The following is a 25,262-nucleotide window of genomic DNA, read 5'->3' on the forward strand; positions in this document are numbered from 1 at the left end:
GACATCACTCAGCAGCCAATCAAGTGTGCGACTCAAGCTTAGTCAGCTGCTTACGGCTTAAATGCCCGTGTTGCCACCACAGAAATGGTGCTATCAAAGCGACCATGAGAATGGCATACCACATGTGTGAACCGAGTGCGAAGCCAAGGCCAATACAGAAAAAACAGCCAGTAATAATCAAAGGTAAGAAGCGCTTACTCAATAGCCGAATCGCCGAAAGCATGGCCAGCAAGTAAATAATCACAAAAATACCGTTGCTCCAAGCAATTAAATGCTCAAGCTCTTGGCCAGTGACAAAACTCAACACTATCACCACAGCCATGGCCAGCAACAAGAAGACTAACCCCCTTAATGGCACGCCAGCCGCATTAAGCTTATCAAAATACTTAGGTAATATGCCGTCACGGCTAAAGCTCCACAGCAGCCTAGCACCACTGGCGCAGTAGACATTCACAGTCGCAATGCCACTGGCTATACCCAAAATACCTATCACCTGGGCACCATAGCCACCGAGTAAAAGATCGAACGCCGTTATCATGGCCACCCCTGTCGTGCCCGTGGGCAACATCAGCAGCAACAAGGTACAGGCAAGGTAAATAATCCCCACCAATACTGTCCCTATCATCATAGCGGGCAACATGTCTTTATCTGGCCGGCGGAAATCATTGGCAAGATGAGTCATGGCCTCTATGCCAAGAAAACTCCAGAAACCTATTCCCATGGCCAACATCACCCCATCAAACTCTATATTGGTGAGGGTTAATGCTTCAAATTGAGCCACATCGGCGCCGCTGGCTCCAAACAAGAGCACCACCACAGCCACTATGGCTAAGGTTAAGGCAAATTGCAGTTTGGCACTCACCTGTATACCGCGCACATTAAGGAGAAATAATAAAGCCACTATGCCAAGCTCGGCGCCCACTTGACTCCAACCCGACATAGGCAGCAACGCATTGAAAAATTGAAAGGTCATCAAGATAGCCGCTGGTGCACCAATGGGGATAACTAATAAGAAAATAAGCCCCATGGTGCGGCCCAATGTCGGCCCAAATGCGCGCTCAATAAAGTAAGCCGGGCCGCCAGCATGAGGAAAGCGGCCCGAAAGTAAACCAAAGACTAAGGCCACGGGAATGATGGCTAAGGTTAAAATAAGCCAAGCAATCAAGGCGCCATCTCCTGCGACGGCAATCGTCATCTGGGGTAGTATAAACACCCCGGTGCCAAGCAAAGTGGTGGCCATCAAACCGGCGCCTTGCCAGCGACCAATTGTTGCGGTAATTTGATTCATGGTTACTGCCTAAAGAGATTAGTGGCGGCATTATAGAATGACTTGGCTCAACAAACTGCAGTTATTTTCAGCCAATGTTAGCGCTTTTAATGTCAAAATGACTGCATAATTGGCATATACCGCCATAATGACGGAGCTCGCGTGGACAAATTTGATCAACTCATCGAATGGATAAATAACCAAGCTTAAGCCAGTAATTGGCCCATTTCCAAACCACTGCCTTTCACTTTTAATAAGTCAGCCGCGAGATCGGACATATCCATTTCAAGTCCGGCATTCATGGCCTGCACAGAAAGCCAACCTGTGATGGCATCATCTTCAATTTCATCCCAACCGCTAAACAACGCCTTAGCCATGTACATAAGCCCAGCTAAATCTGAATACAGCTCGGCTTCTTTAGGTTGATACTGATTGGCAATACCTGCGGCTAGCTTATCAGTAAAGCGCCATGATTGAGCGAGCAGCGCACCTATGGTGGCAGCATCGAAATCCAGTATTTTTAGTTCGGTTTCTTGCTTATCGGCACCTGCCATAACCGCTTTATCTATGGCTTTAGCGGCATCCGGCGCAGCCGTTGCGATAAATAGGTCGCCGATATTGTGTAAAATCCCACAAGTAAAGGCCTCTTCTGGCGGGATATGGGTATGCTTGGCCAACTCTTGACTATAGAGCGCCACTTCAAAAGTGGCCCCCCAAAAACCGCCTAAGTCGACACCTTCTGCTTTAGGCACAGCCCCAACCACAGCTGAGGCTATGACTAAATTTCTCAAGGTTTGCATGCCTAAGCGAACCACTGCCGCATCTATGCTAGCCACCTTGCGATTAGCACCAAAATAGGAGGAGTTCGCCAGCCTCAACACTCTCGCGCTCATCAGAGGATCTTGCGACACCTTAGCGGCTATGTCTTTGATGCTAATTTGATCATTGTTCACCGCTTCTAATAGCTCACTCACGGCTTTGGGCAATCGTGGTAACTGATGAATTTTTTTCAGCAATTCTGCTGGCTCCATGCTTTTCTCCTAAAAGTTGTCATATACACAGACACGTTCCTCCCTCGCCTCATTGACTTTAGCACATGAAAAACAACCTCAGCTTGAATCTTGATTAGCGGATTACAGCAGAATAATTTTGGGGATGAATCGAAATGGAACGGCTGTTACCTTCTACCATAAGCACGACTTGTCTATTGTCCGTCGCAGGCTCGCTGGCCATTAAAAGCCAGCCATAAAAAAACCTGCCGAAGCAGGTTTTATTTCACTAGACAGCAGCGAGCTAGTTACTCCATGCAAGCCTTAAGCTTGTTCATGGCATTTTTTTCAAGCTGTCTTATGCGCTCGGCCGAAACTTGATAAGTTTCTGCTAATTCTTGCAGTGTGGTTTTATCATCATCTAACCAACGGGCTTGCAGAATATGCTGGCTGCGCTCATCTAAGGTTTTGATGGCTGAAAATAAACGTGACTGAGAATTGGATTCCCAATTGGCATTTTCCACTTGCTGCGCCACATCGGATGAATGATCTTCAAGGTAATGCACTGGAGAGAAATCGGTTTCATCATCGTTATCGCTGGCAATATCGAACGCAGGATCTTGCGCGGCCATCCGTGACTCCATTTCGGTCACATCGGCTTTGGATACCCCTAAATTTTCTGCCACCATAGTCACTTCGGCATCGCTGAACCAACCTAAGCGCTTTTTAGATTTACGGATATTAAAGAAAAGTTTACGTTGTGCTTTAGTGGTAGCGACCTTAACGATGCGCCAGTTCTTCAGCACGTATTCATGAATTTCGGCTTTGATCCAATGCACAGCAAAAGAGACCAAGCGCACACCCACATCGGGATCGAAACGCTTTACCGCTTTCATCAGGCCGATATTGCCTTCCTGAATAAGATCCGCCTGAGGCAAGCCATAACCGGCATACCCTTTAGCTACATGCACCACAAAACGAAGGTGAGACATAATCAACTGCTTCGCCGCCTGTAAGTCGCCAGTTTCCTGTAATCGCTTAGCCAGCGCCTGCTCATCCTCCGCCCCTAGCATATTAATGCTAGTCACAGATTGAATATAAGCCTCTAGACTACTGCTGCCCCTAGGGACCGTCAGTGACATCGATTGCGTTTGAAAAGTCATTCGCGCTCCTACAAACCTTGCGGTTTAAACAACTAAAAGTATAACTACAGACCCAAGCACTTATGGAAAACTTTCAAAAAAGCCCCAATTAAACAAGTTATTGCTCGTTAAATTGGCCTTGTAAGGCTTAGATCTATTTGATTTATTCATCACATTTCGCCGATGAACTATTCCTTATCTGACATCATATGTCAACTTTTGTGCCTTAAGTTATCAATTAACTTTTATTAACCTAAGTTATGCCGCGGCATAAGCTAGCTGCGGCTTTATTAAAACTTAACTAGGAAGGTTCTATGGCTCTTAGGTGCTTACGCACCGACAAATAAGAACCAAACCAACCTAAAAATGATGCCATAAAAATCAGGTAGATTAACTCGCTAAAGCTCAGGCCTTGGATCTCAAGCTCGCTGCCATATAAGCCTAGCAACTGCGCTAATGCGCCATCGAGATACCAGACCAAAATATTGATAATAAACCAAGCCAATATGCCGCCAATCACCCCATACCAGACCCCAGTATACAGAAATGGTCGTTGAATAAAGGCCTCAGTGGCACCGACGAGTTTCATGATTTCAATTTCGGTGCGCCGATTCATGATGGCTAAGCGTATGGTATTACCTATAACCAAGATCACCGCCAATACCAACAATAAAGCGATGGCCAATACGGTACGCTCCAGCAATGCCAGTATGGCTTGTAGTTTCTCAAGCCACTCGATATCTAAGCGGCCGAAACTCACCTCTGGTTCACGTTCAAGCTTTCTCAGTAGCTCCCTTGCTGCCACGGGTTTTGAATACTTAGCCGAAGGCGTCACTGTGACGACCGCTGGCAAGGGATTTTCATCCAAATACGCTAATGCCTCACCAAAGCCGGATAGGCGTTGAAACTCTTCTAAGGCTTGGTCGCGATTAATGTAACTAATGCTTTCGACTTCAGGAAATGACCTTACCCGTGCGATGAGGCTTTGGATGGACTGCTCACTGCGTTTTTCTTTAATAAACAGTGAAATTTCAGCCGCATCGTTCCAAGACTGTGTCACTGTCTCGGCATTTTTAACTAATACTTGCAGTGCTGCGGGCAAACTTAAACTCACCCCTAATACCGCCATGGTCATCACAGAAGCCACGGGATCACGCCATAACTCCCCCATGCTTGCCATGCCTTGCTGCACGTGGCGCACGAAAAACATCACGATACGGCCGCTTAATGGCAGCTTGCTCTGGGTCAACTTAATTTTCTTACTCATAAGCTGCCCCCTTGCTGGCCAATCTCTTCATTATCTAACATACGCCCCTGGCGCAGGGTAAAAGTGCGGTATTTCATTCGCGCAATCAAGCCCAAATCATGGGTGGCGATGAGCACGCTAGTACCTGCATCGTTGAAGGTTTCAAATAAGCGTAAAATATCCATAGAGAGTTTAGGGTCTAAGTTACCCGTCGGCTCATCGGCTAAAAGCAGCGGTGGCTTGTTCACTATGGCGCGGGCTATACCTACCCTTTGCTGCTCACCACCAGAAAGCATAATGGGCAGATGACGCTCTTTGCCATAAAGCCCCACCATATCCAGAGCACCGGCAACACGTTTGCGAATTTCGCCGTGACTAAAACCTTCGATGATAAGGGGTAAGGCCACGTTATCGAACACGCTCTTATCCATCAATAAGTGGTGATTCTGAAAAATCATCCCAATATGGCGGCGCAAAAAGGGCACATGCTTAGGGCCGACCTTGGCAATGTCATAACCATTGATCGCAACTCGACCTGCACTCGCACGCTCAATCACAGTGATAAGTTTAAGCAAGGTGCTCTTACCTGCGCCCGAGTGGCCAGTTAAAAAAGCCATTTCACCCTGTCGAAGATGAAAGTTCACCTCTTTAAGGGCAGTCTGGCCTCCAGAATAAACTTTACTGACCTGCTCGAATTGGATCATGTTTTATTGTCCTGCCTTGGCTTGACTCGCACTTTCTTGAGTAACCTTTTCTTGAGGAACCCTTTCTTGCGTAAAGAGCGCATCGATAAAATCGGCGGCATTAAAAGTACGTAAGTCATCGATTTGCTCGCCGACACCAATGTGGCGAATAGGAATAGAGAACTTATCGGCGATAGCGAAAATCACCCCGCCTTTAGCTGTGCCATCGAGCTTAGTTAAGGTAATGCCAGTCACACCCACAGCTTCTTGGAACAGCTGAGCTTGGCTAATGGCATTTTGCCCTGTGCTCGCATCTAAGGTTAGCATCACCTCATGGGGGGCATTAGCGTCGAGCTTTTTCATGACGCGAACCACTTTCTTAAGTTCTTCCATCAGGTGGCTCTTGTTTTGCAGGCGCCCTGCGGTATCGGCAATCAAGACATCCACTTTACGGGATTTTGCCGCTTGGAAGGCATCAAACAAGACAGAAGCGCTATCGGCACCAGTATGCTGAGCCACCACGGGAATATTGTTACGTTGTCCCCAAACTTGTAATTGCTCAACGGCAGCGGCGCGGAACGTGTCACCTGCGGCTAACATCACAGATTTGCCTTGGCTCTGATACTGCTTGGCGAGCTTACCTATGGTGGTTGTTTTACCCACGCCGTTAACGCCCACCATTAAAATAACAAAAGGCCCCTCGCTATTATCTGGCACTAAAGGGATGGCCACTGGCTCTAGCATCTTTTGCATTTCATCACGCATCAGATCATACAGCGCCTCGGCATCTTTAAGCTGCCTGCGTGAAGCATGCTCGGTTAATTTAGCAATCAGCTTAGTGGTGGTTTCAACCCCCACATCGGCAATCAATAATTGCTCTTCTAATTCTTCGAATAAATCATCATCGATTTTTTTGCCTTTGAATAAGCCAATAAAACCACTGCCGATATTTTCACTGGTGCGCATCAAGCCACGTTTTAAACGGGCAAATAAGCCTTCTTTGACTGGCTTTTGCTGTGGTTCGTCTTGAATGTTCTCTGGCACTTCGGCGACAGTTTGCGCTTGCTCTTTGGCGGCTAGCTCGGCTGCGGCTAACGCTTGTGCTTGCTCTTTGGCAATTTGGTCTAGGGCGGCTTTTTCTTGAATAGCTTGTTCAGCCTGTTCTGACTCTAGACGAGCCGCTTCGGCTTGTGCCGCCTGTTCAGCCTGTTCTAACTTTAGCCGAGCCGCTTCTGCTTGCGCCGCCTGTTCTGCCTGCTCTAACTTTAGTCGAGCCGCTTCTGCTTGGGCCGCCTGCTCTGTCTGCTCTAACTTTAGTCGAGCCGCTTCCGCTTGCGCCGCCTGCTCTGCCTCAAGGTGGGCATTTTCGGCTTGCGCCGCTTGTTGTTCTGCTAACGACTTTTCATTCGCTGAGTCATTTTGTGTTGCATCGATTTCATCTGCGGTTTTGTCTTTACGAAACCAGGAAAAAAAGCCTTTCTTTGCCATGTCTGCTACCAATGCTCTGTATGTAAAATAAATGTATTAATAAATGCTCAATATCGAGGCTATTTTTATCTAAATTCGTTTTAGGTCATTCGCTTAAGTCGAATTTACACTATATCCCATCAGGGTGCAGTAAACTTACGCCCTAATGGCTATTTTGAGGTAGAATACCGCCCCCATTGACAGGGTGGCCTAGTCTACCACTTTCTGAGTTCAGGCAAAATCACGAGGCAAAAATGACCAAAAATAAACAAGCCAGCGGTCAGGTGAGAATTATTTCCGGCCAGTGGCGCTCTCGCCGCCTTCCTATTCATGATCTTGAAGGCCTTAGGCCGACCACTGACAGGGTGCGCGAAACCTTATTTAATTGGCTAGCACCAGAGATTAAAGGTGCCCGAGTACTGGACTGTTTCGCCGGCAGCGGCGCATTGTGCCTAGAGGCTTTGTCGCGTTATGCAAGTTTTGCCAAAGTGTTTGAGCTGCAAAAAAGTGCGGCCCAGCAATTAAAACAAAACTTAGCCAGCTTAAGCTGCCCCCATGCCGAAGTGGTCAATGGCGATACCTTAAATTTGTTGAAGCAAGGCACAGACCTAGGCTTTGACATCGTCTTTATCGACCCTCCCTTTCGTAAAGACTTAGCCAACCCGACAATGGCGCTGCTCACAGAACATGGCTGGTTAAACCCTGAGGCGCTTATCTACCTTGAAACGGAATCAGAACTCAGCCAGTTAGAGATCCCTAGTACTTGGCAGGAGCTTAAACACAAAACAGCGGGTCAAGTGAGTTACCGTTTACTGCAATATTGCCCTTAGATTAGCGCAGCTTGAAAGTGCCGAGTTAGCGTCGGCGTATAAGCCATGGTTAGCGTCGGCGTATAAGCCATGGTTATAGGTAATAGTGCAATATAATCAACCTAATCTAGGTCTCATTAATGAGCTATTGCGCAAGCCTTTTAGGGTCCAAGTTCTAATATTTAGCTTCAATAACAGAAAATAATGCCTGCATCTGTTACTTTTTATTGAACATGATACTCTTAGGCTGTTTTATGTTAATGAGTCAATGCCTGCTTGACGCAGAAGATCTTTCCCTAGAAAGCGCTGCTTGTTAGCATGCTATTTTTAATGGCTCTTGTTTTAAGAGCTTGTTTTAGGCTCCGATACTGGAAAACCATGACGCACCTATTGTTACGCCATTGCTTGCTTGTGTTCACCATTTTGTCCCTTCTCGGACAAGGTGTGTTGGCTAATGGCGCTTCCATGGTGACCAACGAGATGATGCTAAGCCCCGCTTCCCACAACATGACTCATAATGTCTCTCAGCTGGACGGCAAGGATAGCCAGGAGTCAGATTGTCATAACCTAGTGCCAACAAGCCTTGCCAATGAGATGCAACCGGCTCAAGCGCCTGACTGTTGTGATGGTCCCCATGAATGTGACAGCGATTGCACCCATTGCCTTTCTATTGTGTTAACAGCCAACCTGTTTAGTGCTTTTTTCAATGTGCCTCAGCAAGTGCCCAGCACTCGGGTGCGTTTTGCATCAATCCAGTTCCGCTCTCAAGATGGTGCCACCGCTTTTAGACCTCCCATCGCCTAGTCACAACACATCAGCCAAATTTTCGTTATTAATAATCACACTTAGGTAGTTTGCCCTAATAAGCAAGATTACCTTTCTCGGCCCTAATGAAGGTCGAAAGTTGAGGTCAATATGAAACACATCATCTCTTTAGTCATAGGCTGTGCCTTGCTTTTACCAGCCAGTCACAGCGCTCAAGCCGTCATATCGAACGCCGCTGAGCCCGATGCCGTTAACACCCAGCCCACTGAAGCTCAGGTTGATCACAGTCAGCACGATCATAGCCTCATGGACGATAGCCAGCCTGCCACTAACAAGGCTACAACCACAGCAGATGCAATTTTTAATGCCAAAGCTGAAGAGTTATCCACTAAGCCTGCACAAATCAAATATGTCTGCCCCATGCACCCACATGTGATTTCAGATACCCCCGGAACTTGCCCTATCTGCGGCATGAACCTGGAAAAAGTCACAGTTGGCGCTGCCGCTCAGGAAATCCTGGTGGGCGTTTCAGGGGGAATGCAGCAAGCCCTGGGAATGCGCTCGCAAATGGTGAAAAAAGGCAGCTTATACCGCTTTGTTAAAACCATAGGCACTGTGGAATACAACCAGGACGCCATCAGCCATATGCACACACGTATCACGGGCTGGGTAGAGACAGTAAAAGTGCATAACGTGGGCCAGAAAGTGAAAAAGGGCCAACTCATGTATGAGTTGTATTCCCCAGAGCTTATCAATGCTCAAGACGACTATATGCAGGCGCTGGATTATTTTAAGCAAGACAAAAAGCGCGGCAGCATCTTAAAAGAAAAGGCGCGTCAACGCTTGACCTTATTAGGGGTCGCCGAACACTTGATTTCCAAGCTAGAAACCAGCGGCAACACCATTTATAAGATGCCCTTTTATGCACCTCAGGATGGTATTGTCAGCCAACTCGACTTACGTGAAGGCATGTATATACAACCGGGTAATACCTTGGTTGAATTAGTCGATATCTCCAGCGTGTGGGTCATTGCCGACGTATTCGAGAACGAACAAAGCTGGCTCGGTGTGGGTCGAAGCGCCGAGGTCACAGCGGCGGCCCAAGGCCTGTTTGATTTGCCCACTAGCATAGATTACATCTACCCCGAGCTTGATACCGTGACTCGTGCGATGCGCGTCAGATTGAAACTGAACAACCCAAAACAATTGCTTCGCCCTGGCACCTTAGTGGATGTGTCTCTGTTTGGCGGTCCTAAGCATGACATCATCACCATCCCAGCCGAAGCCTTGATCTTAACCGGCCGTGAAAATCGCGTCGTCGTGCAGCGCGAGTCTACAGGTTTTGCTTCAATTTCAGTGAAAGTTGGCATGATGGCACAGGGGCAAGCAGAAATTATCGAAGGCCTGAAGGAAGGAGACCACGTAGTGGTTTCTGGGCAATTCTTGCTGGATTCAGAAGCCAGTATTCAGGGCAGTTTGCAGCGCTTAAGCGGCAATGCACAGCCTGATCCCCATGCCGGTCACGGCCGCTAAGGAGCCCTGTTATGTTAGCTAAAATTATCAGTGCTGCCATTAATCAGCGCGCCATGGTGTTATTACTGACCTTAGTTGTCGCCTTGTTAGGCTATCAATCCATGCGCACTCTGCCCTTGGATGCATTGCCAGACTTGTCTGATGTGCAAGTGATCATCAAGACCTCCTACCCAGGACAAGCGCCGCAACTGGTTGAAGATCAAATCACTTACCCCTTATCCACTGCCATGTTGGCTGTGCCGGGTGCCAAAACAGTGCGCGGCTTCTCCATGTTTGGCGACTCCTTCGTCTACATCATCTTTGAAGATGGCACTGACATTTACTGGGCGCGCTCACGGGTATTAGAATACCTGTCGCAGACTCAAGGTCAGCTGCCACCTGGCGTCACCCCTTCCCTTGGGCCGGACGCTTCTGGGGTCGGCTGGGTATTTCAATATGCCTTGGTCGACCGCAATGGCACCCATGATCTGGCTCAGCTGAGATCCCTGCAAGACTGGTTCTTAAAACTTGAGCTGCAAAGCGTCGAAGGCGTGTCGGAAGTGGCGACCATAGGCGGGATGGAACAAGCCTATCAAGTGGTGGTCGACCCCCATAAACTGGCGCTGTACCAAATTGACTTGTCCACCATACAAAATGCCTTACGGGATTCGAATAGTTCGGTGGGCGGCTCTGTCATCGAGATGGCCGAAGCGGAATACATGATTACCTCTTCGGGTTATCGTCAAACTATTGAAGACTTTGCCGAAATTCCCTTAGGGATTTTATCTGCGGCAGGCACCCCTGTACTGATGAAAGATGTGGCCCAGCTGCGCACAGGTCCAGCGGCAAGACGCGGTATCGCAGAACTCGATGGTCAGGGCGAAGTGGTCGGCGGCATAGTGGTGATGCGCTACGGCGGCAATGCTTTAACCACAATAGACAATGTAAAAGCCAAGCTTGCCCAAGTCGCAAACGGCTTGCCTGAAGGCATAGAGTTAGTGGTCACTTACGATCGCTCCCAGCTCATCCTCAACTCAGTGGATAACCTTAAAAATAAGGTGATTGAAGAGATGCTAGTGGTGGGCTTTGTCTGCCTTATCTTCTTACTTCACGCCCGCTCTACCTTAGTGGCATTTATCTCCTTGCCGTTATCAATTTTAATCAGCTTTATTGGCATGAAGTTGATGGGGGTGAACGCCAACATTATGAGTCTTGGCGGCATAGCCATCGCCATAGGTGCAGTAGTGGATGCGGCCATAGTCATGGTGGAAAATGCCCATAAGCACTTGGAACATTACCGCGAGCAACACGGCAAACCTCCCGAAGGTGAGGCCCACTGGGAGCTAATTAAAGAGTCGGCAGTTGAAGTGGGGCCAGCACTCTTTTTCAGCTTACTTATCATTACTTTAAGCTTTATCCCTGTGTTTGCACTAGAAGCACAGGAAGGCCGCTTGTTCCACCCTTTAGCCTATGCAAAATCATTTGCCATGGCGGCGTCGGCGCTCCTTGCCATCACGCTTATTCCTGTGCTAATGGGGTATTTCGTTCGCGGCAAGATCCCAGATGAACGTAAAAACCCCTTGAGTCGTATGCTAATTGCCCTCTATCAACCTAGCCTCAACTTAGTGCTGCGCTTCCCTAAGAGTACCTTAGTGGCCGCCCTATTGGCGTTAGGCAGTGCGTATTTCCCCATGAGTCAGCTAGGTTCTGAGTTTATGCCATCACTGGAGGAAGGTGACTTACTCTATATGCCCACCACTCTGCCAAGCGTGAGCCCGGGCAAGGCCGCCGAAATCTTGCAGCAAACTGACCGTTTGATAAAGACAGTCCCAGAGGTGAAGCGAGTCTTTGGTAAGGTGGGCCGCGCGGTCACAGCCACAGATCCCGCACCGCTAACCATGCTTGAGACCACCATAATGCTGCACCCAAAGGAAGAGTGGCGTGACGGCATGACCCTAGAGGGCATCATCAATGAGCTGCAGCAGACGGTTAAAATTCCAGGAATGACCAATGCCTGGGTGCAACCCATCAAGACGCGCATCGACATGTTATCCACCGGGGTTCGTACTCCCGTGGGCATTAAGATCTCCGGCGCTAATGTGGCCGAGCTTGAAGCCATAGGCACACAAATCGAAGCCATAGTCAGCACACTACCTGGAACCTTGTCGGCATTTGCCCAGCGTACCAGTGGCGGGCGTTATATTGATATCACGCCCGATCTCAAGATGGCAGCCCGTTACGGCATGACCTTGGCCGATATCCAAGATGTCATTCAGATTGCCATTGGCGGCATGAAGGTCGGTGAATCCATTCAAGGGCAAGAACGCTACCCGATAAACATCCGCTACCCAAGAGAGCTTAGGGACAATATAGAGAAGCTTAAAGACTTGCCGGTACTGACTAAAACTGGCAAGTACATACCTTTAAGTAATCTTGCCAGCCTTGTCATCAGCAATGGTCCACCCATGCTTGCCAGTGAAAATGGCCGCCTCATTTCTTGGGTATTCGTCGATTTGAAAGACATTTCTGTCGGCGATTACATCAAGCAGGCGCGCAGCGCACTGGATGCTCAAGTGAAGTTACCGCCTCGTTATAGCTACAGCTTTGCCGGTCAATACGAGTATATGCAGCGAGTAGAAGCTAAGATGCAGCTGGTGATCCCTGTGATGCTGGCAGTGATCTTCATCTTGCTCATGCTCACCTTTAACTCCTTAGTGCAGGCGTCAGTCATCATGCTCAGCCTACCCTTTGCCTTAGTGGGCAGCGCCTGGTTATTGTTTATGCTGGACTTTAATCTTTCGGTCGCGGTTTCTGTGGGCATGATAGCCCTAGCCGGGGTTGCCGCCGAGTTTGGGGTGGTGATGCAGGTCTACTTAAACAACAGCATCAAGGCCCATACGGACAGGGGTGAGATGCGCAATCGAGAGGATTTACGCCAAGCCTTAATGGAAGGTGCCGTGATGCGCATTCGCCCTAAAGCCATGACGGTCGCCACCATCTTCTTTGGCTTATTACCTATCATGTGGGGCAGCGGTACGGGCAACGAGGTAATGCAAAAAATCGCCGCCCCTATGGTGGGCGGTATGGTCACAGCGCCGTTATTATCGTTATTTGTTATCCCCGCTATTTACCTGCTGATTTATGGTAGAAAATTGCGGTAAGAAGTTACAGTAGAAAGCTGGATAAATAGCTCAACGCTATTGAATAAGACGGGTTAAAAAAAGCACTGAACATTCAGTGCTTTTTATTTCCTTGCCACTATCGCGAGCGCTCGGCCTGGGCTTTTCGGATTGATTCTTTAATATCAGAAACTTGCTGATCACAGGCTTGTTTATTTTCGCCCCTTAAATCGGCGCATTTTCTTGAGGCATCATCCGTTTTTATCACCCCCTCGATAATGGCGGAAACTGCGCAACCCGGTGCACCATCACAGGTATCGGGTGGGCTATAATAATTTGAGTTGGCATTTTGCTTAGTCCCACACCCCAAAAGCAGTAAGGCGGCACTCGCCGCTAGCATCCATTTCTTCATTTGTCCTTCATCTCTCCCTCAACAATGACTAACAGCAATATTTAACATCCACAATTAACCCATTTTACGGTAACCGCTTTGACCTTCGATACGTTTGCACCAAGCTTGGATATTGGGGTATTGCGCTAAGTCGAAGCCCCCCTCATCAGCCACATGGGTATAAGCGTAGAGGGCAATATCGGCTAAGGAAAAGACATTTCCCACTAAGTACTCAGATTGGCTTAATTGTCGTTCCATAATGGCCAGCGCCTTATGCCCCTTAGCTTGCAAAGCCTGATACTCTTGCTCACGCGCTTTTGGCAGTGCTAAGTATTTCTGAATAAATCTTGCCACGGCGATACAAGGCTCATGGCTATATTGCTCGAAGAACATCCACTCATAGACTTTGGCCTTAAGATACGGATCTTGTGGCACGAATACCGAACCTTCGGCGAGGTAGCCTAAAATGGCATTGGACTCAGATAAAAACCGTCCGTCGTCTAATTCCAGCAGAGGGATTTTGCCATTAGGATTCATGTTAAGAAACTCAAGCGTTTGAGTATCCCCTTTGAGTATATCTATTTCACACCAAGTGTAATCCCGCTGCAGCAATGACAAAAGCAATTGTATTTTATAGCAATTCCCTGATAACGCGTCGCCATAGAGTTTCATTTCATCTCCCTTTTATGGAATTAACACAGGCATAACACTGTTAACTTACGTAGTTTTTGGATTAATCAAAGCGGTTAAAATATGATCTTCGAAACGGCCATTGTCTTCTATCATAATTTGCCCATGTTTGTATCATAAATGAGCGAGACAGAAAACAAAAAAGCACTGAAGAAACAGTGCTTTTTGAGGATAACTGGCTGGAGTTGAAATATAAGTGCGGCCTAATAAGTGCCGGCTTTAAGACTTATCACAGAGAAGACCCCACCTTGAGGATCTGCCAGTACCGAAAAACGGCCGACATTGTCGATTTCCGTCGGCGGTACGCAGACTTTACCCCCGCTGGCGACAGCTTTTTCGACCATGGCATCGCAATTCTCGACGGCAAAATAGAGCATCCAATGGGCAGGCATATCCCCCCACTCTTCTGTCATTGCCATCATGCCGCCAATGGCCCGCTCACCCACATACCATTCGTTATATTCAAATGCTGGCATGTCCGCTAATTTGCATTGCCAGCCTAAGGCGCTGGTGTAAAACGCTTTGGCTTGCTCAGTCTCACGGCAGGCAAGCTCGACCCAGCACAGGGCATTGCTCTCCTGACTGCGTTTAATGCCAATATGATTAATGGCCTGCCACACGGCAAAACGGCTGCCTTCAGGATCGGCAAAAACGGCCATCTTGCCGGCCTCGCCAACATTATGAGGCCCTAAGAGCAGTTGACCACCGGCGGCTTTTACTCGTTCAATGGTGGCATCCACATCATCGACGGCAATATACATGCTCCAGTGTGTAGGGGAAGTTTCGGCTATTTCTGCCGGCATTTGATATAAAGCTGCGACATCATCATTGTCGATTTGCAGCATAGTATAGTTACCCTCTGGCATGGGCATGTCGAAGGCATTCCAATCAAATAAGTCTTGGTAAAAACGTTTAGCCCCTTGCCAATCATGACAGGCAAGTTCAGCCCAGCAAGGCTCACCTTGGTTATAGTGTGTGACTTTCATAATCTGGCCTTAATTTATGCAACTTCAAACAGTTAAGACAAAAAAGTTCAGAAAAGCAAAAAAGTCTTCAAAAGAAGACTTTTTGATAAGAAAAACTAACTTAAGTTAGCCATAAACCGGCAAAATATCGGCCATGGCAAGTAAATGACAGCTCGCGGTGATGAAACCAAATAACACCACTAGGATAATAAGTGGTGTGCCACCTGGCACTTTAAAACCGTCATAGTCTGGGGATAACTTCCTCACCTTGTAGGCGAGTAATGCTGGCACTATTACCGCCCAAATGGTCGCTGCCAAGGCGGCAAAACCTATGGCCATCAAGAAGCCATTGGGGAATAGCAAGCCTAAAACCGTAGGAGGAATAAAGGTCACGGCAGCAGTCTTTAACCGTCCCTTACGGCTATCGTCAAAATCGAACAAGTCGGCGAGATAATCGAATAAGCCTAAGGTCACCCCAAGAAAGGATGAGGCCACCGCAAGGTTGGCAAACAAGGTCAGCATATTGTTGAGCCAAGCACTAGAAATCACCTCAGATAAGGCGGCCACTAGCACCCCCATATTACCGCCTTTAGCAATAATATCGGCGAAGATACTGCGGGGAATATTGCCCATGGTCGCCACTAACCAGCAGCTATAAATAACCAAGGCGATGCAAGTACCCAGGCAGATGGCCTTAACGATTGTGCCTGGGTCTTTGCCGTAATATTTGACTAAGCTTGGCACATTACCGTGGTAGCCAAAACTGGCGAGCCCAAAGGGAATTGCCGCAAATAAATACGGCAGATAGCTAGCCTCACCGTCTGGCTCAATAAGCTTTTGCATATCAATTTCAAGCAGTAAATTACCTATGGCGAGGAAGAAACTTAACACCATTCCCCCCAGCATTATGCTGGTAATTCTATCCACGGCCTGAGTACTTATCAGCACCACCAAGGCCAGTACTAAGGCGAACACTAACCCCGCCACACTTTGCGGCAAACTTAAGCCCAAGGTCCCTAAGCTGTGGTTAACGATAGAGCCACCACCGCTGATATAGGCATAAGTTAAGATATACAACACGAAAGCGATAGACAGGCCATTCACTATGCGCCAGAAACGCCCTAAGGTATGGCGAGTCAGGGTATCGAAGCTGGCCCCAGGCTCAAAGTGCAGGTTGGCCTCTAACAGCAACAAGCCTGACATCAGCATGCAGAACCATACCGCCACTAGCATAAGCATTGAATAACCAAACCACATGCCTGCGCCCACCACGGGCAAAGAAAACATTCCCGCCCCCACTGTGGTGCCTGCGATAATCATGGCCCCGCCAAATAGAGACTTGCCCTGACCATGCTTGGCCGCATTCATGTGATTTGCCATTAGTGTCCATGCTCCGCAGCTACGCTGTCGATAATTGTTTGTCTTACCGATGACCACAGTAGGCCATTGGCATGATCTCTGATGCGCGCCACGTCCACCTGTTTTTCTACCGCAGACAGATAACCTAGCTCTTTAAGCTTAACGCTCAAGGTGTTATAGAGTTTTTTATCATAAAATTCTGGCGCCGTAATGCCGTGTAATGCACCTAAACGCTGGGCCAACAGGTGGCTGTCATTTTCGAGATCGGCACGTTCGACATTGGGCTTATGGGCCAATAGATTGAAGATGATGGCATAACGCTGCAAGGTTTCACTCACGGTTTGCGCCATCAGCCATAGCTGAGAAATGTGCGACTCCACTATGCTCAAACCTGCTGATTCTTCAACCAGTTGCTCTTCGATAAGTAAATCTATGATGTCATCGATATAGCTATCCAGATCGGCAATCCCCATAAATAGCTCTGCCTTAAGCAGGGGGTAGAAATCATTAACGATTGCCTTGATTTCGCTTCTACTGCGCACTTCATACTGCACTAAACAACTGGCGATAAGCGAAGGCACCACCATAAGGTGAATAATGTTGTTGCGATAGTAACTCATGGTCACAGCAATTTTAGGATCGATAGAAATGATTTCCCCTAAGGCATCCCGAGTCGAAATAAACTTATTTAACCCTAAGCAATGATCGACAACTTGTTGGCTATCCCCCTGTGCGACCGAGGTAAAAGGGGTATAAGGCACTTTTTTAAGTAGGTTTAAATAGAGATCCAGCTGACGCTCCAGCTGAGTGCGCTCTAGGGCATTTTGCTCCGATGCCAGCAATATCAAACTGGTTAAGGTCACGGAACTGGCCGCCGCCGCACCATTGATATTGGTCATCACTCGATTGGCGAGCACATTCACCGCTGGAGTAAACCAGCTCGGCTTTTGCTCTGGATCTTTGGCTAACTCAGCGCGCCATTCGGGGGCTTGCTCTGTTAAGAAGTTTTGCATATTAATCGGCTCGCCAAAGTTCACATAACCTTGACCGAAGTTGCCCAATTTACGTATGGCGCCAAACACTTGCCAGAGCGATTCTTTCTGCTTCTTTTTGCCACTTAATTCTTTATGGTAAGTGGCCACTTCCATCACATGATCGTAGCCTAAGTAAACGGGAACTAAGGTCACAGGGCGCTCGATACCCCGCAGCACGCTGTTCATTGTCATGGCAATCATGCCAGTCTTAGGCGCTAATAAACGGCCAGTACGTGAACGTCCGCCTTCAGTGAAGTATTCAACCGAGTAGCCTTTAGCAAATAATTGGTCTAAATATTCGCGGAACACCGCAGTGTAAAGCTTATTACCGTTAAAGCTGCGACGAATGAAGAAAGCGCCACCACGACGGAACATAGGGCCTGCGGGCCAGAAATTAAGGTTAATTCCTGCGGCAATGTGCGGCGGTACCATGCCTTGATAATAGAGAATATAAGAAATCAGCAAGTAATCCATGTGGCTGCGATGACAAGGCACATAGACTATCTCATGGCCATCATGGTGCAACTGCCTCACTTGTTCGGCGCGCTCAATATTGATGCCACTGTAGAGCTTGTTCCATAACCAAGTCAGGAAACGTTCGGTTATCCTCACTAGGCTGTCTGAGTAATCGGCGGCGATTTCATCGAGATAGACGATGGCGGTTTCGCGGGCTTTCTCAATGGAGATTTTCTTATTGGTCGCTTCTTCTTCTATGGCTTTCTTAATGGATTCAGACTTCAATAGTGCATTAAATAATGCCTGACGATTGGGCAGCAGCGGCCCTGTCATCACTTTACGTTGACGGCGGAAATGCACCCTCGCCACTCGCACTAGCTTATGAGCAATGCTTTTATCCGTACCATGCTCATCGGCCATATGCCGTAATGAAACCGCATTAGAAAACTGCACAAAGTTGTGTCGGCCCAAGAACAAAATCATGAAAAATTTACGCAGCCAAGTGGGGTTCTCACGCTCAAACACCGCCGCTTTCATGGTGTCATCTTCCTTGCCTGGGGTGCGGCCCCAGTAGAGACTCACTGGCACCAATTGAATATCTAATTGCTTATCTTGTTTATGCAGGGCAAGTAATTGAGTGAAACTGTCTAAGAATTTTTCGCCACCTTCACGTTGGCCTATCATGGGCTTACGCCCTTCTAAACACACAACCCGAGCAATGGACACCTTATCTAACGTCAGCGGATCATAAGGGCTAGGTAAACCAAAATTTGCGGTTATTCCGCTTAAGGCTGCAAGATCACTGATGGACTCAGTTTTCATCACATAGACGACTGGTTTACTGGGATCGAGATTCAAATCCGTCAAAGGATCATGGGGAACCACTATGGTCTGCACCAGCCATTTTTGGATCCAACGTAATGATTTTATAAATATTGAGTCGTAATTAGACATGTTTTTAGCAACACATACTCGCTGATTGTGGTCGCATAGAATAACAGAATCTATTGAGCTTTCACTAGCCTCAGTATTCCAGCGGGCATAAATAGCGAAAAAAACACGGTATAAATCTGAATAAAGGCTGCAAATAGCCGCTTAGCACTGAAACGCCCTAACAAACCAAAGATAATATAATCCTTAAAAATCAATAACAAAAAACAGAGCGCTAATAAAATGATAAAAAAACTTGGTTAAACCTTGCGCGGTCAAACATACTGTATATAATGACAGTCACTGTATAAAAAGACAGGATTCATCATGAGACCGTTAACGCCACGCCAAACTGAGATTTTAGAGCTAATCAAACGCAATATCGCCGATACAGGTATGCCACCGACTCGGGCAGAAATTGCGACTCGTCTTGGTTTTAAAAGTGCCAATGCTGCCGAAGAACATCTAAAGGCCTTGGCTAAAAAAGGCTGTATCGAAATCATGCCTGGCACGTCCAGAGGGATCCGCTTAACTCAAGAGGATGCTGAAGTTGAATTGGGCTTGCCCTTGATAGGCCAAGTGGCTGCAGGTGAACCTATTCTGGCTCAAGAGCATGTTGAACAGTATTTTCAAGTTGACCCCCATATGTTTAAACCTGCAGCAAATTTTCTGCTTAGGGTCCGTGGCGACAGCATGAAAAATATCGGCATACTCGAAGGCGATTTGCTGGCGGTGCATAAGATGCAAGAGGCCAAAAATGGCCAAGTGGTGGTCGCTCGTGTTGAAGATGATGTCACGGTAAAGCGTTTTGAGAAAAAAGGTAATGTGATTTATTTGCATGCTGAAAACGAAGATTATGCACCAATAAAAGTCGATTTAACCTGCCAAAGCCTCACGATTGAAGGGCTTGCTGTTGGCGTCATACGTAACGGAGCTTGGTTATGAGAAAATTAATGGGTACCGCCCCTCGCCACCCTGGACTTTGGCTAGACACACCCAGCCAAACTAGCAGCAGCTCACAGGCCATAGCAAGCTTAAGAAGTAGCACCCAAGGCGCCACGGAATTAGGCCAATTATGTGCCCAGTTAGCGATATTAAGCCAACAAGGCCAGTGGATTGTATTAATTAATCCCCCTCATACCGCGTATAAACAACAACTCGCTCAAGCGGGTGTCAGGATGGACCGCATCCTATTAGTTCACGCCAAAGATGAAGTAGAAACCCTGTGGGCGATGGAAAAAGCACTCACAAGTGGTACATCCAGTGCGGTGATTACCTGGACAACGCAATTAGATGAGCGTGACAATCGCCGCCTGCAAATCGTCGCTAAGAGTGCACGCGCCATGGGTGTCATCATTGAAGATGTGAACACTCACTTACAGCAAAGTATGATGATTAATGCCCAAATGCCACTAAAAACCAATACTCAACTGAGTGCTTTTCATTAAATTTTAATGGCATGCATCACTAGCCCTGCGTATCACGCGGGGCTTTTTTATACCTTTTTTCAGTGAATTAGATTTAAAAGTGATCTTGATCAATATTTAATCTGCAAGTAATGTAAGCAGTAGATGTTTGGTAACAAAGCATTTACAAAAATAAAACGTTTCGATTTGGCAGTTAAAAACCGAGTACGAAACGTCAATTAAAGATTGATATTTCTGTCGTAGGCACCAGGTGTAGCGCACGAGATCACTAAGCCATTTTTTGGCTTTACAACCACCAGGGTGCTTTGAAGTCATCAAGCTTGTTTGGGAACCGAAGAGTTTGCATAGAGCTGAGACTTACTGTGTGACTCTTCTTTGTAGTTGCTATTGCAATTGGCAGAGGAGAAGTCTTGTGAAGCAATGGTTGTATAGTTTAATCGTGGTGCTGCTAGCACCCCCCTTAGCGGCATCTGAAATGCCGTTGAACATGACTCAAGGTGTGACTGAGATCAGTGGCAAAGTCTACGATCTGCACATGATCATCTTGTATATTTGCTGCGTCATTGGCCTGGTGGTCTTTGGTATCATGATTTATTCCATGATTTACCATAGAAAATCCAAAGGTGCGGTGGCAGCCCACTTCCACGAAAGCACTAAAGTCGAAATCGCTTGGACCGTGGTTCCCTTTATCATTTTGATCGCGATGGCAATTCCTGCCACTACGACCTTGATTGCCATGGAAGATGCCAGCGATGCCGATCTCACCATCAAGATCACGGGTTCCCAATGGAAATGGCATTACAGCTACTTCGATAAAGATATCGAATTTTATAGCGTTTTGGCTACGCCAAAGGGCCAAATTGACGGCACTGAAGCCAAGGGCGAGCACTACCTGTTAGAGGTGGATAAGCCCTTAGTCCTGCCCATCAATCGCAAAGTGCGTTTCTTAATGACGTCCGATGATGTTATCCATTCTTGGTGGGTGCCCGCTTTTGCAGTTAAGAAAGATGCCAATCCAGGTTTCATCAACGAGGCTTGGACCAGAATTGATAAAACTGGCACCTTCCGTGGTCAATGCGCCGAGCTTTGCGGTAAAGATCATGGCTTTATGCCCATAGTGGTTGAAGCCGTAACCGAGGCCGAGTTTGATACTTGGCTTGGGGATCAAAAACGCTTAGCCGACGAAGCCGCCGCTATTGCCAAAGCCGCCCTTAGCGAAACCTTGCCGATTGAGGAATTAATGGCACGAGGCGAGCAAGTCTATATGGCTAACTGCGCCGCTTGCCACCAACCCAATGGCGCTGGTCTGCCTGGAGCCTTCCCTTCCCTCATCAAGAGTCCGCTTATTAATGGACCTGTGATGGATCACATCAATATTGTTGTCAATGGCAAAGCGGGCACCGCCATGCAAGCCTTTGGTAAGCAATTAACGGCTAAAGACGTTGCCGCCGTAGTGACCTATGAGCGTAATGCTTGGGGTAATGACTCAGGAGATGCGGTACAAGCTGCTGATGTGAATGCCTTAAATTCAGCGGCCAGCGCGCCAACTGAAGCCATTGAGACTCAAGTAGAAGTGCCTGCGGACGTTGTGACTGCTGTTGAGGCGGAAGTTGAAGCAGCGCCAGACTTAAGCCCTAAAAGCCTGGAAGAGCACATGGCACAAGGTGAGCAAGTCTATATGACCTATTGCGCCGCCTGCCATCAACCTACGGGTGCTGGCATACCAGGGGCATTCCCATCACTTATCGGCAGTCCCATTATCAAAGGGGATGTTTCTGCCCACATAGACATAGTGAAAAATGGCAAGCCTGGTACGGCAATGCAGGGCTTTGGCAAGCAACTGAGCCCACAGCAACTGGCCGCCATTGTGACCTATGAGCGTAACGCTTGGGGTAATAACAGTGGTGATGTCGTACAGGCAACTGATGTTGTCAGTCAAGGACAGTAGGAGATAACTATGAGCACTATGACGCAAGATACTGCGGCACAAGATACTGCCGCCACTGATGATCATCACCATGATGAACGCCCGAGCGGTTTAATGCGCTGGGTGTTAACCACCAACCATAAAGACATAGGAACCTTGTACCTCTGGTTCAGTTTCATCATGTTTTTAACCGGTGGCGCCATGGCCATGGTGATCCGCGCCGAATTATTTCAGCCTGGATTACAATTAGTCGAACCTAACTTCTTTAACCAGATGACCACAGTGCACGGACTCATCATGGTGTTTGGCGCCGTTATGCCAGCCTTTACCGGGCTGGCCAACTGGCTGATCCCCATGATGATAGGCGCGCCAGATATGGCACTGCCTAGGATGAATAACTGGAGTTTCTGGATTTTACCCTTCGCGTTTTCCATGCTGTTGGGGTCATTATTCATGGAAGGCGGCGGGCCTAACTTCGGTTGGACCTTCTACGCGCCACTTTCCACCACCTATAGCCCAGATACCACAGCCCTGTTTGTGTTCTCTGTGCACATGATGGGCATAAGCTCAATCATGGGTGCGATTAACGTGATTGTGACTATCGTCAACTTACGTGCACCTGGCATGACCTGGATGAAACTGCCACTATTCGTGTGGACTTGGTTAATCACGGCATTCTTACTGATAGCTGTAATGCCAGTGCTTGCGGGCGCGGTCACCATGGTATTAACAGATAAATACTTCGGCACTAGCTTTTTCGATGCCGCTGGCGGCGGCGACCCTGTGATGTTCCAGCATATTTTCTGGTTCTTCGGTCACCCCGAAGTCTACATCATGATTTTACCTTCCTTCGGTATCGTCTCGGCCATAGTACCGACCTTTAGTCGTAAGAAACTCTTTGGTTACTCGTCCATGGTGTATGCCACGGCCAGTATCGCCATCTTGTCATTCTTGGTGTGGGCACACCACATGTTCACCACAGGTATGCCGGTATTTGCCGAGCTGTTTTTCATGTATTGCACCATGTTAATCGCCGTCCCCACTGGAGTTAAGGTATTTAACTGGGTGGCCACCATGTGGCGTGGCTCGATCACCTTCGAGACTCCCATGTTGTTTGCGGTGGCCTTTATTATTCTGTTCACCATTGGCGGTTTCTCTGGCTTGATGCTGGCCATCACACCAGCGGATTTCCAATATCACGATACCTATTTCGTGGTGGCGCATTTCCATTACGTGCTGGTGACAGGGGCCATTTTCTCTATCATGGCGGCGGCTTATTACTGGCTGCCTAAATGGACCGGCCACATGTATGACGAAAACTTAGGCCGCTGGCATTTCTGGTGTTCGGTGATTTCGGTCAACGTCTTGTTCTTCCCTATGCATTTCTTAGGCTTAGCGGGCATGCCAAGACGTATCCCTGATTACGCGGTGCAATTTGCCGACATCAATCAAATTGTCTCTATTGGTGGTTTCGCCTTTGGTTTGTCACAGTTTATTTTCTTAGCCGTGGTAATTAAGTGCATCAAGGGCGGCGAAAAAGCAGCAGACAAGCCATGGGAAGGAGCGGAAGGCTTAGAGTGGACCATTCCAAGTCCTGCGCCTTATCACTCATTCACCACACCACCTGAGGTGAAATGATATGGCCGCGCCAAGCAAGTCTAATCGCAAACTGTTAAGCATATTGATCTTGAGTTCAGTGGCTATGTTTGGATTTGGCTTCGCCTTGGTGCCCTTATATGACGTCTTGTGTGATGCCTTGGGGATCAATGGTAAGCCCCAAGGCACAGCCAGCCGTTATGAGGCCGTGGTTATCGACAAAGACCGCACTGTAAATATTGAATTTATTGCGCAAATTCAACCAGGTATGGCTTGGGAGTTCACCCCAAAGGTGAATCGACTTAAGGTTCATCCTGGCGAGTTAGTTCGTACGCATTTTTTAGCCAAAAACCTCTCCACGGTTGACACTGTAGGGCAAGCTATCCCTTCTGTGTCACCGGGACAAGGGGCGGCATACTTCAATAAAACAGAATGTTTTTGTTTTAACCAGCAGCCTTTAGGGGCATTAGCCAATGCCGAATTGCCGCTGATTTTTTACGTGGACCCTGATTTGCCTGAGTCCATCAATACTCTGACTCTCTCGTACACTCTCTATGACATCACCAATAGACAGGTGAGCACCATAGAGCAAGGAGCAGCAAAATGACAAAACATCAATCCTATTACGTGCCAGCCCAAAGTGCTTGGCCGATTATAGGCGCCATAGGGCTGTTTTTAATCGCCTTCGGTGCAGGTAACTATGTACAACAATTATCCAGTGAAGCTAGTGGCCCTGGTGGCTATCTGCTGATAGCAGGACTCGCCATTATTATCTTTATGATTTTCGGTTGGTTTAGAACCGTCATTGAAGAGTCCATGTCGGGGCTGTATTCACCGCAGATGGACAGATCATTCAGACAAGGCATGAGCTGGTTTATTTTCTCAGAGATCATGTTCTTCGGGGCATTTTTTGGCGCACTCTTCTACGCCAGAATGCTGTCTGTACCTTGGCTTGGCGGCGCATCGAACAACGCCATGACTCACCAAGTATTATGGCCGACCTTCGAAGCGATTTGGCCGCTGGTCACCACGCCAGATGGCACTAAAACAGAAGCCATGGGTTGGAATGGTCTGCCGCTTATCAACACCATCTTACTGCTGACCTCCTCAGTTACTCTGCATTTTGCTCACGTGAGTTTAGAGAAATCTAAACGCAGTGCTATCGGTCTGTGGTTAGGGTTAACCATTATTCTGGGTATCGCCTTCTTGGTGCTACAGGTAGAAGAATACACCCATGCCTATCAAGAAATGGGGCTGACATTGGCCTCTGGCATTTACGGTAACACCTTCTTCTTACTGACCGGATTCCATGGCATGCACGTCACCTTAGGCACAGTGTTTTTGATTGTGTTGTTTGTGCGGGTATTGAAGGGGCATTTCAGCCCGGATAAGCATTTCGCTTTCCAGGCGGGTAGCTGGTATTGGCATTTCGTTGATGTGGTGTGGTTGTGCTTATTCTTATTTGTTTACGTGCTTTAAGGCTAACAC

General features: G+C 47.8%; 21 protein-coding genes. 10 read left to right on the plus strand and 11 right to left on the minus strand.

The genetic code is table 11. The features are described 5' to 3' along the window. Positions 1 to 19: 19 nt before the first annotated feature. From yjeH to ftsY, 6 genes are all read right to left on the minus strand, one after another. On the minus strand, positions 20 to 1,288 hold the full coding sequence (yjeH, locus tag SDEN_RS18195) for an L-methionine/branched-chain amino acid transporter (protein WP_011497915.1): 1,269 nt from the start codon (positions 1,286 to 1,288) through the stop codon (positions 20 to 22). Between the two features lie 185 nt (positions 1,289 to 1,473). Next, positions 1,474 to 2,298, minus strand: a complete 825-nt coding sequence (locus SDEN_RS18200) for an HDOD domain-containing protein (protein ID WP_011497916.1) — start codon at positions 2,296 to 2,298, stop codon at positions 1,474 to 1,476. Between the two features lie 266 nt (positions 2,299 to 2,564). After that, positions 2,565 to 3,419, minus strand: coding sequence for an RNA polymerase sigma factor RpoH (rpoH, locus tag SDEN_RS18205; protein WP_011497917.1), 855 nt, complete (start codon positions 3,417 to 3,419; stop codon positions 2,565 to 2,567). Positions 3,420 to 3,699: 280 nt separating this feature from the next. Continuing rightward, a complete protein-coding gene (gene ftsX, locus SDEN_RS18210) occupies positions 3,700 to 4,665 on the minus strand; it encodes a permease-like cell division protein FtsX (protein WP_011497918.1) in 966 nt (321 codons plus the stop codon). Further along, on the minus strand, positions 4,662 to 5,348 hold the full coding sequence (gene ftsE / locus SDEN_RS18215) for a cell division ATP-binding protein FtsE (protein ID WP_011497919.1): 687 nt from the start codon (positions 5,346 to 5,348) through the stop codon (positions 4,662 to 4,664). The genes ftsX and ftsE overlap by 4 nt, the downstream gene beginning before the upstream one ends. A 3-nt stretch (positions 5,349 to 5,351) precedes the next feature. Next, positions 5,352 to 6,815, minus strand: a complete 1,464-nt coding sequence (gene ftsY, locus SDEN_RS18220; protein WP_011497920.1) for a signal recognition particle-docking protein FtsY — start codon at positions 6,813 to 6,815, stop codon at positions 5,352 to 5,354. Positions 6,816 to 7,048: 233 nt separating this feature from the next. On the opposite strand from ftsY, the gene rsmD reads away from it, so the two are divergent. The 4 genes from rsmD to SDEN_RS18240 all read left to right on the plus strand — a co-directional run bounded on the left by rsmD (position 7,049) and on the right by SDEN_RS18240 (position 13,041). Then, the gene (gene rsmD / locus SDEN_RS18225) at positions 7,049 to 7,624 is read left to right on the plus strand and encodes a 16S rRNA (guanine(966)-N(2))-methyltransferase RsmD (RefSeq protein ID WP_011497921.1); all 576 of its coding nucleotides are present in this window, start codon (positions 7,049 to 7,051) and stop codon (positions 7,622 to 7,624) included. A 357-nt stretch (positions 7,625 to 7,981) separates the two neighbouring features. Then, positions 7,982 to 8,407, plus strand: coding sequence for a CopL family metal-binding regulatory protein (locus SDEN_RS18230; RefSeq protein ID WP_041405893.1), 426 nt, complete (start codon positions 7,982 to 7,984; stop codon positions 8,405 to 8,407). Positions 8,408 to 8,518: 111 nt separating this feature from the next. Then, a complete protein-coding gene (locus SDEN_RS18235; protein ID WP_011497923.1) occupies positions 8,519 to 9,901 on the plus strand; it encodes an efflux RND transporter periplasmic adaptor subunit in 1,383 nt (460 codons plus the stop codon). Between the two features lie 11 nt (positions 9,902 to 9,912). After that, the gene (locus SDEN_RS18240) at positions 9,913 to 13,041 is read left to right on the plus strand and encodes an efflux RND transporter permease subunit (RefSeq protein ID WP_011497924.1); all 3,129 of its coding nucleotides are present in this window, start codon (positions 9,913 to 9,915) and stop codon (positions 13,039 to 13,041) included. Between the two features lie 97 nt (positions 13,042 to 13,138). Here the strand turns inward: SDEN_RS18240 and SDEN_RS18245 are convergent, their stop codons facing one another. The 5 genes from SDEN_RS18245 to plsB form a co-directional block, all read right to left on the minus strand. Further along, on the minus strand, positions 13,139 to 13,411 hold the full coding sequence (locus SDEN_RS18245) for a hypothetical protein (protein WP_011497925.1): 273 nt from the start codon (positions 13,409 to 13,411) through the stop codon (positions 13,139 to 13,141). Between the two features lie 54 nt (positions 13,412 to 13,465). Beyond that, on the minus strand, positions 13,466 to 14,062 hold the full coding sequence (locus SDEN_RS18250) for a glutathione S-transferase family protein (RefSeq protein WP_011497926.1): 597 nt from the start codon (positions 14,060 to 14,062) through the stop codon (positions 13,466 to 13,468). Positions 14,063 to 14,283: 221 nt separating this feature from the next. After that, positions 14,284 to 15,066, minus strand: a complete 783-nt coding sequence (locus tag SDEN_RS18255) for a VOC family protein (protein ID WP_011497927.1) — start codon at positions 15,064 to 15,066, stop codon at positions 14,284 to 14,286. 105 nt (positions 15,067 to 15,171) lie between these two features. Continuing rightward, complete coding sequence (gene mtr / locus SDEN_RS18260) at positions 15,172 to 16,425, minus strand: tryptophan permease (protein WP_011497928.1); 1,254 nt, start codon at positions 16,423 to 16,425, stop codon at positions 15,172 to 15,174. After that, positions 16,425 to 18,848, minus strand: a complete 2,424-nt coding sequence (plsB, locus tag SDEN_RS18265) for a glycerol-3-phosphate 1-O-acyltransferase PlsB (protein WP_011497929.1) — start codon at positions 18,846 to 18,848, stop codon at positions 16,425 to 16,427. Before plsB ends, mtr begins: the two co-directional genes overlap by 1 nt. Positions 18,849 to 19,151: 303 nt before the next feature. Between plsB and lexA the strand changes: the two genes are divergently transcribed. From lexA to SDEN_RS18295, 6 genes are all read left to right on the plus strand, one after another. Then, positions 19,152 to 19,769, plus strand: coding sequence for a transcriptional repressor LexA (gene lexA, locus SDEN_RS18270; protein WP_011497930.1), 618 nt, complete (start codon positions 19,152 to 19,154; stop codon positions 19,767 to 19,769). Next, positions 19,766 to 20,272 (plus strand): cell division inhibitor SulA, encoded by a 507-nt coding sequence (locus SDEN_RS18275; RefSeq protein ID WP_011497931.1) that lies wholly within the window; start codon positions 19,766 to 19,768, stop codon positions 20,270 to 20,272. Before lexA ends, SDEN_RS18275 begins: the two co-directional genes overlap by 4 nt. A 391-nt stretch (positions 20,273 to 20,663) precedes the next feature. Beyond that, positions 20,664 to 22,199 carry a cytochrome c oxidase subunit II gene (gene coxB, locus SDEN_RS18280; protein WP_011497932.1) on the plus strand — a complete coding sequence of 512 codons (1,536 nt, stop codon included), beginning with the start codon at positions 20,664 to 20,666 and terminating at the stop codon, positions 22,197 to 22,199. Positions 22,200 to 22,208: 9 nt separating this feature from the next. Next, positions 22,209 to 23,816 carry a cytochrome c oxidase subunit I gene (gene ctaD, locus SDEN_RS18285; protein ID WP_011497933.1) on the plus strand — a complete coding sequence of 536 codons (1,608 nt, stop codon included), beginning with the start codon at positions 22,209 to 22,211 and terminating at the stop codon, positions 23,814 to 23,816. Position 23,817: 1 nt separating this feature from the next. Continuing rightward, positions 23,818 to 24,381: a cytochrome c oxidase assembly protein gene (locus tag SDEN_RS18290; protein WP_011497934.1), complete on the plus strand. Its 564-nt coding sequence runs from the start codon at positions 23,818 to 23,820 to the stop codon at positions 24,379 to 24,381. Continuing rightward, positions 24,378 to 25,253: a cytochrome c oxidase subunit 3 gene (locus tag SDEN_RS18295; protein WP_011497935.1), complete on the plus strand. Its 876-nt coding sequence runs from the start codon at positions 24,378 to 24,380 to the stop codon at positions 25,251 to 25,253. Before SDEN_RS18290 ends, SDEN_RS18295 begins: the two co-directional genes overlap by 4 nt. Positions 25,254 to 25,262 lie beyond the last annotated feature (9 nt).

Source organism: Shewanella denitrificans OS217 (assembly GCF_000013765.1).
Taxonomy (GTDB): Bacteria; Pseudomonadota; Gammaproteobacteria; order Enterobacterales; family Shewanellaceae; genus Shewanella; species Shewanella denitrificans.